12 protein-coding genes and 1 tRNA gene are annotated in these 12,781 nt (G+C 64.2%); 6 read left to right on the plus strand and 7 right to left on the minus strand.

The annotated features are described in order from the left end of the window. Nucleotides 1-3 precede the first annotated feature (3 nt). Both EP867_RS05575 and EP867_RS05580 read right to left on the minus strand, forming a co-directional pair. A tRNA-Leu gene (locus tag EP867_RS05575) sits at nt 4-88 on the minus strand. Between the two features lie 116 nt (nt 89-204). Next, a complete protein-coding gene (locus EP867_RS05580) occupies nt 205-1,095 on the minus strand; it encodes a hypothetical protein (protein WP_128487218.1) in 891 nt (296 codons plus the stop codon). A gap of 374 nt (nt 1,096-1,469) precedes the next feature. Here EP867_RS05580 and EP867_RS05585 point away from each other — a divergent pair, with 374 nt between their 5' ends. The 6 genes from EP867_RS05585 (at nt 1,470) to EP867_RS05610 (ending at nt 8,231) form a co-directional block, all read left to right on the plus strand. Next, a complete protein-coding gene (locus tag EP867_RS05585) occupies nt 1,470-2,399 on the plus strand; it encodes a class I fructose-bisphosphate aldolase (protein ID WP_128487219.1) in 930 nt (309 codons plus the stop codon). Between the two features lie 177 nt (nt 2,400-2,576). After that, on the plus strand, nt 2,577-3,782 hold the full coding sequence (locus tag EP867_RS05590; protein WP_128487220.1) for a cytochrome b/b6 domain-containing protein: 1,206 nt from the start codon (nt 2,577-2,579) through the stop codon (nt 3,780-3,782). Between the two features lie 166 nt (nt 3,783-3,948). Further along, nucleotides 3,949-5,514: a CHASE domain-containing protein gene (locus EP867_RS05595; RefSeq protein WP_164888775.1), complete on the plus strand. Its 1,566-nt coding sequence runs from the start codon at nt 3,949-3,951 to the stop codon at nt 5,512-5,514. A 641-nt stretch (nt 5,515-6,155) separates the two neighbouring features. Further along, nucleotides 6,156-6,746: a hypothetical protein gene (locus EP867_RS05600; RefSeq protein ID WP_128487222.1), complete on the plus strand. Its 591-nt coding sequence runs from the start codon at nt 6,156-6,158 to the stop codon at nt 6,744-6,746. Beyond that, on the plus strand, nt 6,743-7,168 hold the full coding sequence (locus EP867_RS05605) for a phage holin family protein (protein ID WP_128487223.1): 426 nt from the start codon (nt 6,743-6,745) through the stop codon (nt 7,166-7,168). Before EP867_RS05600 ends, EP867_RS05605 begins: the two co-directional genes overlap by 4 nt. Next, nucleotides 7,161-8,231, plus strand: a complete 1,071-nt coding sequence (locus EP867_RS05610; protein ID WP_128487224.1) for a hypothetical protein — start codon at nt 7,161-7,163, stop codon at nt 8,229-8,231. Before EP867_RS05605 ends, EP867_RS05610 begins: the two co-directional genes overlap by 8 nt. A gap of 34 nt (nt 8,232-8,265) precedes the next feature. Here EP867_RS05610 and EP867_RS05615 read toward each other — a convergent pair whose 3' ends face one another. From EP867_RS05615 to fliF, 5 genes are read right to left on the minus strand one after another with little or no spacing between them, the layout of a single operon-like run. Then, complete coding sequence (locus EP867_RS05615) at nt 8,266-9,291, minus strand: flagellar motor switch protein FliG (RefSeq protein ID WP_128487225.1); 1,026 nt, start codon at nt 9,289-9,291, stop codon at nt 8,266-8,268. 3 nt (nt 9,292-9,294) lie between these two features. Continuing rightward, entirely contained in the window at nt 9,295-10,083 is a 789-nt protein-coding gene (gene fliP / locus EP867_RS05620; protein WP_128487226.1) for a flagellar type III secretion system pore protein FliP, read from the minus strand. Between the two features lie 3 nt (nt 10,084-10,086). Then, nucleotides 10,087-10,383, minus strand: a complete 297-nt coding sequence (fliN, locus tag EP867_RS05625; RefSeq protein WP_241656837.1) for a flagellar motor switch protein FliN — start codon at nt 10,381-10,383, stop codon at nt 10,087-10,089. Between the two features lie 4 nt (nt 10,384-10,387). Continuing rightward, on the minus strand, nt 10,388-11,071 hold the full coding sequence (locus tag EP867_RS05630) for a FliH/SctL family protein (protein ID WP_128487228.1): 684 nt from the start codon (nt 11,069-11,071) through the stop codon (nt 10,388-10,390). Nucleotides 11,072-11,078: 7 nt separating this feature from the next. Next, a complete protein-coding gene (gene fliF / locus EP867_RS05635; RefSeq protein ID WP_128487229.1) occupies nt 11,079-12,734 on the minus strand; it encodes a flagellar basal-body MS-ring/collar protein FliF in 1,656 nt (551 codons plus the stop codon). Nucleotides 12,735-12,781 lie beyond the last annotated feature (47 nt).

Consider the following 12,781-nt stretch of genomic DNA (forward strand, 5'->3'; position numbering starts at 1 on the left):
ATATGGTGCGGGTGGAGGGACTTGAACCCCCACGCCTTGCGGCGCCGGAACCTAAATCCGGTGCGTCTGCCAATTCCGCCACACCCGCATCGTTCATAAAGGCAGGGCCGTCCCAAGGGGCGGCCCCGCATTCCGCGCTCTTCTAGCAAAGCCACGACGCGGATGCGAGAGGAAAATCGGGCTTATCGCCCGGCAATGCATCACTTAGCGCTGCACCCCGGGGGGCAGGGCGCGGATGGCCTTCAGGATCAGCTGCCGGATGGGGCCCAGGGCCGCGTCCGACCAGATCATGCGCCGCCCCTTATGATCCACGATCAATGCGCCTTCGGGGGCCGCCAGCAGGGCCTCGGGTTTCACTGCGTCACCGGGCAGGGTGATCGCGGTCAGCCCGGCGCGTCTGCGCCGCACCCAGGGCAGCGCGCCAAGTGCGCGGCTCGCCCAGGTCCAGGGCAGCATGAACTCGGTGGGCATCTTTACCGCAAGACGGCCGGGGATTTCACGGATAACATCCTGCGCGGCCCAGCTGATAAAGCGCTCATCCGCCCGCATCGGATGAAAGGTGCAGTCCGGCCAGTCTTTCAAAAGCGCCTGAAAGCGCGCGGCGATATAAGCGGTTTCTGCGGGGTGAAACACCACCAGCGAGGAATTGCCCCGCGCATAGCGCCGCCCCTTTGTCAGCCGGAAGGCCAGTCGCCCCGGCCAGCCAAAGCGCAGCGGCGTGCTGCGAAAGAGCGCGACCGTCTGCGGCGTTTCCATCAGATCGATCAAGGCCGCCGGATCTTTCAGAAACAGCGTGTCGAGATCGCTGAAAAGCGCGGGCATATCCGTCGGGATCAGACCTTCGGTAAACATCGCAAGCTTGGCCTGGCAGCCGGAGCGCAGGAGCTGCGGCAAAAGCCAGCCCTCAGGGAAGGGGCGTTGCAGAACAGGTTCCGGCAGTCCGTCGCGCGGGCGGTCGGTGATGACCACCACCCGTGCAAGGCTCGGTGAGAGGGCGCGGGCCGCAAGAATGATGCGGCTGAGGTCACCGCCGCCGTATTTGGTGCCCCAGACAATCAGGACAAGTTGCCAGGGACGGGCTGGGGGCCTGTTCATTACGCGCTCCGGAACATCACACGAACTGACTCTCACCTAGACCTCATCTCTGTAAAACGCCATGGGGCAGCGCGCTGCGAGCGGTTCTGTTTGCGGGATGGTCTCATCTTCGGTCGCACCCATCTGCGCCTCTTCAGGGGGCAGATGCCCTGGGCGGGCAGTCCGCTGTCCTATTGATGCGACCATCTTTTCCACGCGGCGGCGGCAATCTGCTGCGGGGCTGTTTCGTGCCCGCACCGGCTTCCGTTTTCATTGGCCCTGAGCAGGGCTTCGCTCTGTGACAGAGATGTTAACGCAATCATCATAGACAGAGGGAGCGGTGCACCCTAAAGGGAGCGCAGACCTCATCCTCCCCCCAAGATCAGGGATCCGACATGCGCGCGACGAAAACCGTCCAGAAAATTCTTGCGAATTACGAAGGCGAAACCCCCGGCGTGAAAGCCAACCTCTGCCGCATGCTGATGACCGGCAAGCTGGCAGGCACCGGTAAGATGATCATTCTGCCGGTGGACCAGGGCTTTGAGCATGGCCCGGCCCGTTCCTTTGCCGCCAACCCGGCCGGCTACGACCCCCATTATCACTACCAGCTGGCAATCGATGCAGGCCTCAACGCCTATGCAGCGCCGCTCGGCCCGCTGGAAGCCGGTGCAGACACTTTCGCAGGTCAGATCCCGACCATTCTGAAAGTGAACTCGGCCAACTCGCTGATGTCGGGCACCGCCGGTAAAAACCAGGCGATCACCGCTTCGGTCGATGACGCGCTGCGTCTGGGCTGCTCGGCCATCGGTTTCACCATCTATCCGGGCTCGGACTGCCAGCTCGATATGTATGAAGAAATCGTTGAGATGCGCAAAGAGGCTGCGGCCAAAGGCGTGGCTACTGTGATCTGGTCCTACCCGCGTGGTGAAGCTGTCACCAAAGACGGCGAACTGGCGATCGACGTGGCGGCCTATGCGGCGCATATCGCGGCACTGCTGGGCGCACATATCATCAAGATCAAACTCTCGACCGACCATCTGATGCTGCCGGAAGCGAAGAAGGTCTATGAAGAGAAACAGATCGACATTGCGACCCTTGAGGCCCGCGTGCGTCACTGCGTGCAGTCCTCGTTCAACGGCCGTCGTCTGATCGTCTTCTCGGGCGGCGCTGCAAAAGGCACTGACGCTGTTTATGACGACGCCCGCGCGATTCTCGCAGGCGGCGGCAACGGCTCGATCATCGGCCGTAACTCCTTCCAGCGTTCGCGCGAAGATGCGCTGGCCATGCTGCAAAAGCTGGTCGACATCTACAAGGGCAAAGCCTGATCCCTTCGGCGCCCTTGGGCGCCGGAGTGAAATTTTTGAAGGCAGCACCCCCGAGGTGCTGCCTTTTTTCATTATTTCCAGGCAGTCTGATCTGATGCACAGATCCTGTGCGATCGCGGCTCTCGTCCAAAGGGGATGCGGTGAGGCAGATGTCGGGCAAAGGTTACGGGGATTGAAATGTCTTTAAAGAATACGCCGCGCAGTTACGGAAGCCTGGCCCGGGGGCTTCACTGGGCCACGGCCCTGCTGATTCTGACCACCTTTCCGATGGGCTGGTATGCCGAAAGCCTGCCCTACGACAGCTCTGAGGCGCTGGCCTATAAAGCGCAGGTCTTTTCGCTGCATAAAACGCTCGGGATTGCGGCCTTTTTTGTCGGCCTCATCCGCATTCTCTGGGCGCTGACCCAGGTGCATCCGGTCGCGGTTAACCCGGAGCATCGGGCCGCCAACTGGCTGGCGGCTGTGGTGCATTACGGACTTTACGCAGCGCTCCTGCTGGTGCCGCTGGCCGGCTGGGTGCATCACGCGGCGTCGGAGGGCTTTGCCCCGATTCTCTGGCCCTTCGGCCAGTCGCTGCCCATGGTGCCGAAGTCACTGGCTCTGGCTGAGGCTGCGGGTCTGGCCCATGTGACGGCCACCTGGGTGCTTCTGGGCTTTGTCGGGCTGCATGTCGCCGGTGCGCTGAAACATGCGGTCATCGACCGGGACGGCACGCTGGCGCGGATGCTGACCGGTCGCGCCGCCGGGCAGGACGGCCCCAAAGCGCAGGGCGCAGCCGTTGCGGCCGTGGCAATCTGGGGCGTGGCCGCGGCCGTCGCCTGGACGACCTCGGGCGAGCGCGGGGCCACGCCTGTGGCCGAAGCGGTCCCGCAGGTGGTTGCGACAGCGGCTCCCGGCTTCTGGCAGGTCACGGAAGGCAGCCTGAAGATCGCCGTGGTTCAGATGGGCACCCGCGTTGAGGGGGAATTTGCCTCCTGGGATGCCGCGATCCGCTTTGATCCCGAAGCCACGGAGGGCAATGAGGCGGATGTGCGGATCGCGCTGGCCTCGCTGAAACTCGGGGCGGTTTCGGACCAGGCCACGGGCCCGGATTTTCTGAACGCCGCAGCTTTTGCGGAAAGCCGCTACACCGCGCGTCTGATCCCGCAGGGAGATGCCTGGCTCGCGCAGGGAGAACTCACCCTCAACGGACGCAGCCTGCCCCTTGATATGCCCTTCACCCTCACCCCCCGGGGGGAGGTGACACAAATGTCCGGGCGCACCACCATTGACCGGCGTAATTTTGGGATTGGTGAGAAATATCCTGACGAGGCCAGTGTCGGATACCTTGTTGAAGTTCTGGTCGATCTGACGGCCCGTCCGTCGGCTGAGGCGGAGCGTTAATCAGTTTTAACTGTTGCTCTACGGGATTCGCCGTATTGTTCTGATGTCAGGATCCGGACAGGGATGGCAGAGGAACTCTCCGGCAGGGGGTGGCCGGACAGGCGAAAGGGCGGGCTCGGTGAGCAAACGGGCAGAGGGTGGACTGAGGGCTTATAAGATCCCCCTTTTGACAGTAGGGGTGGGGCTGCTTCTTGCGGCCTCGCTCACGAATCTGGTCTATCGCTATGAAACCGACCGTCTGCGCCACAGCGCTGAGCGGCGGCTCTCCGACATCGCCTTTCACATCGCGAGCCGCATAGACCGCATCAATGTGGTCCTGCAGGTCTCGCGCGCCTTTCTGGAGAGCCGCAGCGGCAATGCCATTACCCGTGAGCGGTTTCAGCGGTTCCACCTGCACCTGCAGGAGGCGGGCATGCTGGAAGGCATGCAGGGCCTGGGCTTTGCCGCGCTGCTTTCGCCCGGTGATGTGGCGACGGTAGAAAACCGCATTGCGCAGGACTACGGCCTGCCCCGCAGGCTCTGGCCCGCCCCTGCGGGGGGGCGTCTCCATTCTGCGATCATGCTGCTTGAACCTGCGGATGAGCCGAACCTTGCGGCCCTTGGCTTTGACATGATGTCAGAGGACCAGCGCCGCACGGCCATGGAAGCCGCGATGCTGAGCGATCAGCCGCAGCTGACGGGCCCGGTCACTCTGGTTCAGCAGCTTGACGATCCGCGACGGGCAGGGGCACTGATGTATCTCTACGTCAACAGCGACAGAAACGCTGATCTGCCGGGGTTTCTCTACGCGCCGCTGCGGCTTGAGGCCTTGCTGGCGACGGTGCTGGAAGGGCGCTACGAAGGTTATGCCATGCGCATCACCGATGTGGAAATGCCGCAGACGGCGGTTTATGAGACGGCTGGCTATCAGGAGACGCAGGAACATCGCGGCGCCGCGTCCCGCCGTCTTGAGGCCGCGGGCCGCATCTGGCAGCTGAACCTGCGCGATCCGCGGATGGCCAATCTGGTGACCAGCCTGCCGATGACCTTTGTGGTGGGCGCGCTTGCGCTGATCTCGGCGATGCTGGCGGGGGCGGCGACCCATTCGCTCCAGGCCTATCTGCGCAACGCCCGCGAGCTGGGGCGGGTGCAGCGCCGCATGCTGGCGCAGAAAGATCTTCACCTCCGGGAGATGTCGCACCGGCTGAAGAATGTTCTGGCGCGGGTTTCGGCCATCGCGCGTCAGACTGCCAACCGCTCTGAAGATCGCGGTGAATTTCTGAAATCCTTTAACGGTCGTCTGCAGGCCATGGCGGCGGCGCAGGATCTGCTGACCCGCGCCGTGCCTGCGGGCACCTCGCTGCGCGCCCTGATGACGGCAGAGTTGAACCAGCTTTACGACGACAGCCCCTCGAATGTCTCCATCGAGGGGGAGGACATCCACCTGACGAGCGAGCAGACCGAGGCCCTTGGGCTTTGCATCCATGAGATGGCCACCAATGCGCTGAAATATGGCGCGGGCACCATGCCTGGAGGGCAGATTGCCATCCGCTGGGATCTTGACGGTCAGATGCTGCATCTGGTCTGGGATGAGGCGACCACAGCGCCGGTTGCGCGGCCTGCCAAACCGGGTTTTGGCACCCGTCTGATGGAAAGCTGCGTGCAGGGAACGCTGAACGGAACCCTTGGTGGGGAATTCCGCACCCACGGGCTGACGATCAGAATTTCTTTTCCGTTACAGAGCGTTAGCTAAATCTGTCTTTCGCAGATTTCGGGAACCCGCAGCCTCTTTGCTGCGTTATCTCATTGTGAATGTAAGAGTTTTCCTCTGCAGGCAAGGGTTCCGGGCGTCGTTGCCTCGTGGTTCGGGATCTGCGTCCGCAGCGGGCGGTCCGACCTTCTGTTTCGGGTCGGAGATGGTGTTTGGCGTGCTCCGGATGTTTCCCGGATAGTGGGGTAAGAGTGCTTCTGCCCGTGTCCTGCGAGTGGGGCCCTGCGAGTGGGGCTGCGAGTGGGGCAAGGAAAGGTCTTTACACATTTTTAACGGTTTCTGGGTTTACTCTCAGGTGAACGGCCGTCCGGCCCTCGCCTGAGGGCGTTGTTCCACGCTCAGGCAAAGCCTGTCGGGATAGTATGGTGCGAGTGACGGGTCTGCCTTCGGGCGGACCCTTTTTTGTTTCGCAGTGCCCTTTGCAAATTCGCTCTGCGCAAAGACGCATCCCGGCCGCACCGCCCGCGCAGCCGGGGCGTGAAAGGCGGGAACCTCTTTCTCCGGACGGGGGTTGAGACTGTGCAGCCCCGCAGCGTGCGCCGGCATATCAGGCGCATTTCGCGGGGAGGGGGCGTCCCGAATTGCACGATCAGCAGGCCCGCGACGGGCAGGAGAGGTAAAGAATGTCTAAGAGCGACGAGTTGAAGGCAGATCTGAAAGACGCGGCGAAGGATGTACGCGAGGGCGCGCAGGACGCCAAAGAGCGCGTGACCAGCGCGGCGAAAGACGCCGTGGCCGAAGGCAAAGAGGCGGTCGCCGCCGGTAAAGCCAAGGCGGCGGAGCTTGCGGATCAGGCCTCCGATGCGGCCGAAGATCTGGCAGGCCGTGCCTCTGACGCGGCAGGCTCGGTCGCAGACAGCCTGCGCAGCGCCGCCGGGCAGGGTGCGGATATGGCCAAAGATGTGCTCGCCGGCACCCGCGAAGCGCTGAACGCCACCGGTGAGAAGGTTGCCGATACGCTGCGGTCTGCCCGCGATCATGCGGATCTGAAGGCGGTTCAGGACAAAGTCACCGATGTCGTCGCCGCCACGGCTGAGGCGCTTCGCGACACCCGGCTGAGCGATGTTGCGGGCGATCTGCGCGAATCCGCGCGCCGCAATCCCGGCATGTTCATCCTTGGCGCCGCCGTTGCCGGTTTTGCGCTTGGCTGCTGGATGCAAAGCTCGGCCACCCGGTCGCGCAGCGATGATCTGATCCGGAGGCTGCGCTCGTGACCCAATCCGGCCGGGATCCGCGGCTGTCGGGCCTGGTCGGGCCCTTCGTCGCGCTCTTTCGTGTGGTGACGGCGGCAGGGGGGCTGCTCTCGACAGAGGCAGCCCTTGCGAAGGCCGAAGCAAAACAGGCAGCGGGCGATGTTGTTCGGGGCCTGGTCATAGTGCTGGTCGCCGCTGTCATTAGTATGGTGGCGCTGAATATGCTGGCCATGGCCGGGGTCGATGCGCTGATCTGGGCGGGCCTCTCGCCGGGGTGGGCACGCTTTGCGATGGGCGGCGGTCTGCTGCTGCTGGCGCTGATCCTCGTCTCGGTGGCGAAGGGGCGTTTCAATGCTTCGCAGCGCATGTCCGGGCATATCGGCGAGCGGGTGAACAGCAATGTGGCGCTGCTGCGCCGGGAAATGGGGCCGCGCGATGTCTGAAAAAGCCCGCCTGGAACTTGAAGCCCGCCAGCGGCAGGCCGAACTCAGCGCGGCTCTGGCAGAGCTGCGCGGAACCATCGAGCCGGCTGTCCATCTGGTTGAAAAGGGCGCCGAAATGGCCGGAGCCGGGATCGACCGGGGCGCGAAGCTCCTTGGCGCAGTCGGCTCTGCGGGTGGCACGGTTGCGGGCACCGCTCAGGCGGCCGCACAAAAGCTGAGCGATGCCGCCGCGACCCTGACCGGCCATGCGCCTGGTGAGGAGAAGACCGCTCAGGTCGCCGGGGCCGCCGGGGCCGCGGGTCTTGCCGGTGTGGCACTCTGGGGCGTGAAGCGGCTGTTGTCGAAAGGCGACAACGCTGAGCCGGTGCCGGAAGGGCCCCTGCCGGCCGTTCTGAACGCCCTTTTGCCGCGCAGCTCGTCAGAGCTGACCGACAGGGGCGGCGAATGGCTGAGTGAAGCCGACAGCCTTCGCCGCGAGGCAGATCGCCAGCTCAATAAAATTGAGCGGGCTCTGGCGCGCGGCCGTGGTGATCCGGATGATCTGATCGCGCACCGCGATGAGGTGCTGGAGACCCTGACCAACGGGCTGAAGATCGCCTTTGCACGCGGGCTGGAAAAGCTTGATCCGGCGACCCGTGCCCATGTCCTGAAAAAACGCGGCGAGGATTATGCCGCCCATCTGGCGCAGCTTGAGGCTGAGGCGGGCGGCGGCGGTCTGACCGGCGCGCTGCGGCGTCACCCGCTGCTCGCGGGCGGTGCCGTTCTGGTGGCGGGGGCTGCTGCGGCCTATCTGCTGCCGCGTGGTGCGGTGACGGCAGCCGCAGGCAAAGCCGCACCCGTGGTCGCCTCGCTTGCAAAGGATGTGGCGCTCGGCGCGGTCAGCCGGACCGGGCTTTGGGGCAGCCTTGCGGGTTTTGCCCTCAAGCGCATGATGACCAGGCGCGAGGAGGACGCGCCGGATGCGCAGGCACCGGCGCAGACGAGCCTGCTGTCCTCAGACCTTCCCGCCCCCTCCCGCTCCCCTCTGGTGCTCGATCAATATGGGGCGCCGGCGCAGCGCTGACTGAAAAAGCCCCGGAGCGATCCGGGGCTTTTTGTCAGAATTCGCCTTCGGTCAGCAGCGGATCATCTTCGCTGGGCAGGCGGATGATGTTCTGCCGCGCCAGATCATTGGCGAGATCAATCAGCTTATCCTGGGCGTCACGCGCATCCCTTGCACGCACCGGCCCAAGGGCGGCCATCTCTTCGAGCAGCATCTCGCGCGCGCGGACGGTCAGGGCCTCGATGAACCGGTCGCGAATGCCCTTCTTTGCGCCACGCAGCGCCAGCGGCACCACCGGTCCCTCGGCCGAGCGGATAAGCCGTGAGAGAGAGTTCTGATCGAGGCGGGCCAGATCGTCGAAGGTGAACATCTTCTGTTTGATCGCCGCGAAAGCCTGGGGGCTTTCTGCCGCCAGGGTGCCCGAGATTTCCTCGAAAAGCCCGCTGTCGAGTTTGTTGAACATATCGGCAATCCGCTGGTGCGGATCGGGCCCTGTCCTGCGCGAGACCGAGCGCAGGAAGTCTTTTTCGAGCGTTTCTTCCAGCACTTCCACCGAGAAGCGGGGCAGGGTTTCCAGCGCGATCATCCGCCCCACAATCCCGGTCATCCGGTCGCGCTCAAAAAGCGGCATAACGCGGGCGGCGACATCGGGTTTCACCCGGCTGAGGATGGCGGCGATGGTCTGATCCGTCTCACCCGAGAGATAGGTGTGGATCATCTGCTCATTGAGGGTGGCGAAGGTCTCCCAGATATTGCGCCCCGAGGCCGGGCCGCGGATCTCGGCCATGATCTCGCCAACCTTCTGCTTGGGCAAAAAGCCCGCAAGCATCCGCTCGGCGATTTCAAACGAGCCGACCACGCCGCTTGCGCCCACGATCCCGGCCTGAAACTCTACCAGCACCTCTTCCACGGCCGAAGCCGGAATGGTCCCCAGAAGCGCCATGGCCTGGGTGATCTGCTGGATCTCAGCCTCATCAAGCTGGCTCATCAGCTCAGAGCCGCGCTCTTCGCCAACGCAGAGAAACAGCACAGCCGCTTTTTCGACGCCACGCAGCGAGACATATTCGGGGGTATATTTCATGCGTCAGGAGCCTGCATAGGATTGCATGAGCGAGCCGGCCAGCATGTACCAGCCATCGATCAGCACAAAGAAAATCACCTTAAACGGCAGCGAGATCATCACCGGCGGCAGCATCATCATCCCCGCGCCCATCAGCACCGAGGAGACGACAAGGTCGATGGCGATAAAGGGCAGGAAGATCAGAAATCCGATGGTAAAGGCGCGGCGCAGCTCGGAAATCATAAAGGCCGGAACCAGAACCGACCAGGGGGTCTCGTCGCTGATCGTGACCTGCGGGCGCTCTTCGCCGCTGCGGGTGGCATTGATGCTCAGGAAGAGATCAATGTCTTTCTCGCGGGTATTGGCGGCCATGAACTTATGGAAAGGCGCAATGATGCGGGGAAAGGCGGTTTCCTCATCCAGCGTGCCTTCGATCATGGGGGCCAGGCCGTCGTCCCAGGCAGTCTGAAACACCGGCTGCATCACAAAAAGCGTCATGAAAAAAGCCAGCGCCGTGATGACCATATTGGGCGGCGACTGCTGCAGCCCGAGCGCCATGCGCAGCATGGAAAAGACGATTACAAAGCGGGTGAAAGAGGTCATCACCACCAGCATGCCCGGCGCCAGTGACAGCGCCGTCATCACCCCGATCAGCTGGATCACCCGACCCGACAGCGGTGCCGTGTCGGTGCCCGGCTCAGCCAGGGTGCCCGACAGCCCCTGCAACAGGCCCGAGAGGTCCTGCGCAACAGCAGCCGGCGCGATCAGCGAAAGCCCGGCTGCAAGGATCGGCAGAAGACGGCGGATCTGCATGGGTTAAAGCTGCGAGAGGTAGTCTTTGACGATCTCGGTCAGCGTGACGCCAATCCGGTTTTCGCCGACTTTCACGAGATCGCCACGGGCGACCAGGCGGTCGTTGATCATCACATCCACCGGCTCGCCGATCTTTTTGTCCAGCTCAATCACCGAGCCGCGTGAGAGCGCCAGAAGCTGATTGATCGGCATCCGCGAGCGGCCCAGCACGATCTGGACGTCGAGATTGACGTTCAGCATGGCGCGGATGCTGCTGTCTTCGGCTTTGCCGCTCTCACCCGCACCCAGAAGCTGGGCCATGAATTCAGGGTTGTCCGTGGTCATCTGATCCCTCCGTCGTGGCCTGCGCCGCATCCCGCGACAGCAGATCCAGGGTTGCGAGGATCTCACTCATGAGCGCCTCGGGGTGAAAATGGGCCTCGCCTCCGCTCCAGCGGGCGCGGGCTGCGCCCTCTGCCAGATCGGGCGCGGCGATGAGATGCACGGCCGCGCCGGTCCCGGTGAGCGCCTCGCGGAAGTCCGCCTGAAGAGGCTCAAGCGCGGCCGGCGGCACCTCCAGCGTCAGCCCGCCGGGGCCTTCGGCCAGCAGGAGGGCGCGGCGGCAGAAGGCCGCAAGGCGGCGCGGCGCAAAGCGTGCAGCGATCTCGGGCAAAAGCCGGGCCGCCAGGGCCTGGGTCAGCCGGATCAGATCGCGCTCCCGCGCCGCGCGGTAACGGCTGAGATCGCCCTCCAGCGCGCTGATCTGCGGCACGAGGGCTGCAAGGCTTTCGCGCGCGCGGGCCGCGCCATCCTCCTGCGCCAGGTGCTGCCCCTCGGCCAGGCCCTCGGCGTGGCCCTGCGCATAGCCTTCCTCGCGCGCCGCCTGAAGTTTCGCCGCAAGTTCCTCGGCCGTCAGGCTGAGGGGCGCGGGCTTTGCATCGGGGCGCGGCGCAGGGATCAGCCCTGCGGCGGCTTCGGCATCAAAATCACGGTCAAACAGAAAGGACATGGCGGCCTTAATGCTTCTGATTCAGCCAGATGCGAATCTGGCGAAGTGCCGCTTCGCTGTCTTTTTCGACCAGACGGCCAAGCTCCTCGATCTTCTGGCGGGTGACGCCGCCGCGCACCGAAGAGATGGCGACGAAGTCACTCTCCTGCGTGTCCTCATCGGTGCGATTGTCCGGCGAGCCGGTTTCATCGCCGGTGCTCTCACCCGCCGATGCGGCTTCCGCCTCGGTCGTTGCCGCCGTTGCCGCAGAGGCGGGAAGGGGGGCGGGGTCCGCTTCAGCCGCTGCCGCCGCGGGGCGTCCGGTAAAGCGGTTGATGAGCGGGCGCAGACCGAAGACCAGGATCGCCACCATCAACAGCGCCACGATCCAGCGCATCATGGCCGGGATATGGCCCAGCAGCGATTCCGCGACACTGGCCTCAGGCGCATTGGGGAGAATGCCGCCGTCTTCAATGAAGCGCAGGCTGTCCACCGTCAGGCTGTCGCCGCGATCTTCATCAAAGCCCATGGTTGAGCGCACAAGCTGCGTCAGCCGCTCAAGCTCTTCAGGGGTGCGGTCGCGGTAGCCGTTTTCATCGCTGGTGCCATTGACCAGAACGGCGACCGACAGACGGCGCAACCCGCCCGGCTCAATCACGGTCTCGGACCGGGTCGAGCCGATCTCAAAACGGGTCTCATCCTCTTCACGGCTGCGGTCTTCAGAGCGTCCGGCCCCGCCGTCCGCGCCGCCTGCAGCGCCGGGAAGATTGTTCAGCACATCAAGGCTTTGCGCCGATTTTTCGCTGTTTTTGGCATTCTCGCTCACTGAGCGGGTCTGGCGGGCCACACGGCCTTCCGGATCAAAACTCTCGCGCAGGATCACTTCACGGGTGGTGGCGAGTTCGGCTGCCACCCGCACGCGGACGTTTCCGGCACCGACACGGGCCGAGAGGATCTGTTCGATATTGCGCACAAGGCGCTCTTCCATGGCGATCCGGGTGCCATGAAGCGCGGCGCTGCCATCGGTGCCTTCGCCATCTGCCGCAAGGATCGTCTCACCGGAGGCTGAAAGCACTGTCACCCGTTCAGGCGAGAGGCCGGGCAGGGCGGCTGCCACCAGGCTGCGGACCGACAGAGCCTGCTTGCGCTCAAGTGTCGCACCACGGCGGGTGCGGATGATGACGGCGGCCGAAGGCTCCGGGCGCTCGGCGGAAAAGGCTTCGCGCTCGGGCAGGACCAGATGAACGCGGGCCGCTTCGACGACATCCAGCGTCTGGACCGAGCGCGACAGCTCACCCTCCAGAGCGCGCAGGCGGTTCACCTGCTGCAGGAAGGTGTTCATGCCAAGGCCGCTTTGATTGTCAAAAAGTTCCCAGCCCGGCACGCCCTGGGCCGCGACACCAGCCTCCGCCAGCGCCATGCGGGCGCGGGCAATATCGGTTTCCGGCAGGCTCACCAGCGTGCCATCGGGCGAGACGCGGGGGGTAAATCCGGCCTGTTCCAGCGCACGGACCATGGCTGCGCCTTCCGAGGCTGACAGATCGCCCGCCAGCGGCCGATAGACCGGTGCCAGAACAACGCTCAGCCCGAAGAGCACCGCCGCCATAACGGCAAGCCCGGTTGCGCCAAGCGCGATCAGACGACCGCGACCGAGGGATGCGAGATTGGCAAGGATCTGCTTCATGCCCGATATCCCCCTGTCATGTATAAGTTCCTCTCGGCGGTACTTGT

Source organism: Falsigemmobacter intermedius (assembly GCF_004054105.1).
Classification (GTDB): Bacteria; Pseudomonadota; Alphaproteobacteria; order Rhodobacterales; family Rhodobacteraceae; genus Wagnerdoeblera; species Wagnerdoeblera intermedia.

Bases quoted from the DNA above. Each gene is read 5' to 3' on its own strand.
- EP867_RS05580 (WP_128487218.1), bottom strand. From the start codon at position 1,095: ATGAACAGGCCCCCAGCCCGTCCCTGGCAACTTGTCCTGATTGTCTGG.
- EP867_RS05585 (WP_128487219.1), top strand. From the start codon at position 1,470: ATGCGCGCGACGAAAACCGTCCAGAAAATTCTTGCGAATTACGAAGGC.
- EP867_RS05590 (WP_128487220.1), top strand. From the start codon at position 2,577: ATGTCTTTAAAGAATACGCCGCGCAGTTACGGAAGCCTGGCCCGGGGG.
- EP867_RS05600 (WP_128487222.1), top strand. From the start codon at position 6,156: ATGTCTAAGAGCGACGAGTTGAAGGCAGATCTGAAAGACGCGGCGAAG.
- EP867_RS05610 (WP_128487224.1), top strand. From the start codon at position 7,161: ATGTCTGAAAAAGCCCGCCTGGAACTTGAAGCCCGCCAGCGGCAGGCC.
- EP867_RS05615 (WP_128487225.1), bottom strand. From the start codon at position 9,291: ATGAAATATACCCCCGAATATGTCTCGCTGCGTGGCGTCGAAAAAGCG.
- fliP (WP_128487226.1), bottom strand. From the start codon at position 10,083: ATGCAGATCCGCCGTCTTCTGCCGATCCTTGCAGCCGGGCTTTCGCTG.
- fliN (WP_241656837.1), bottom strand. From the start codon at position 10,383: ATGGCCCAGCTTCTGGGTGCGGGTGAGAGCGGCAAAGCCGAAGACAGC.
- EP867_RS05630 (WP_128487228.1), bottom strand. From the start codon at position 11,071: ATGTCCTTTCTGTTTGACCGTGATTTTGATGCCGAAGCCGCCGCAGGG.
- fliF (WP_128487229.1), bottom strand. From the start codon at position 12,734: ATGAAGCAGATCCTTGCCAATCTCGCATCCCTCGGTCGCGGTCGTCTG.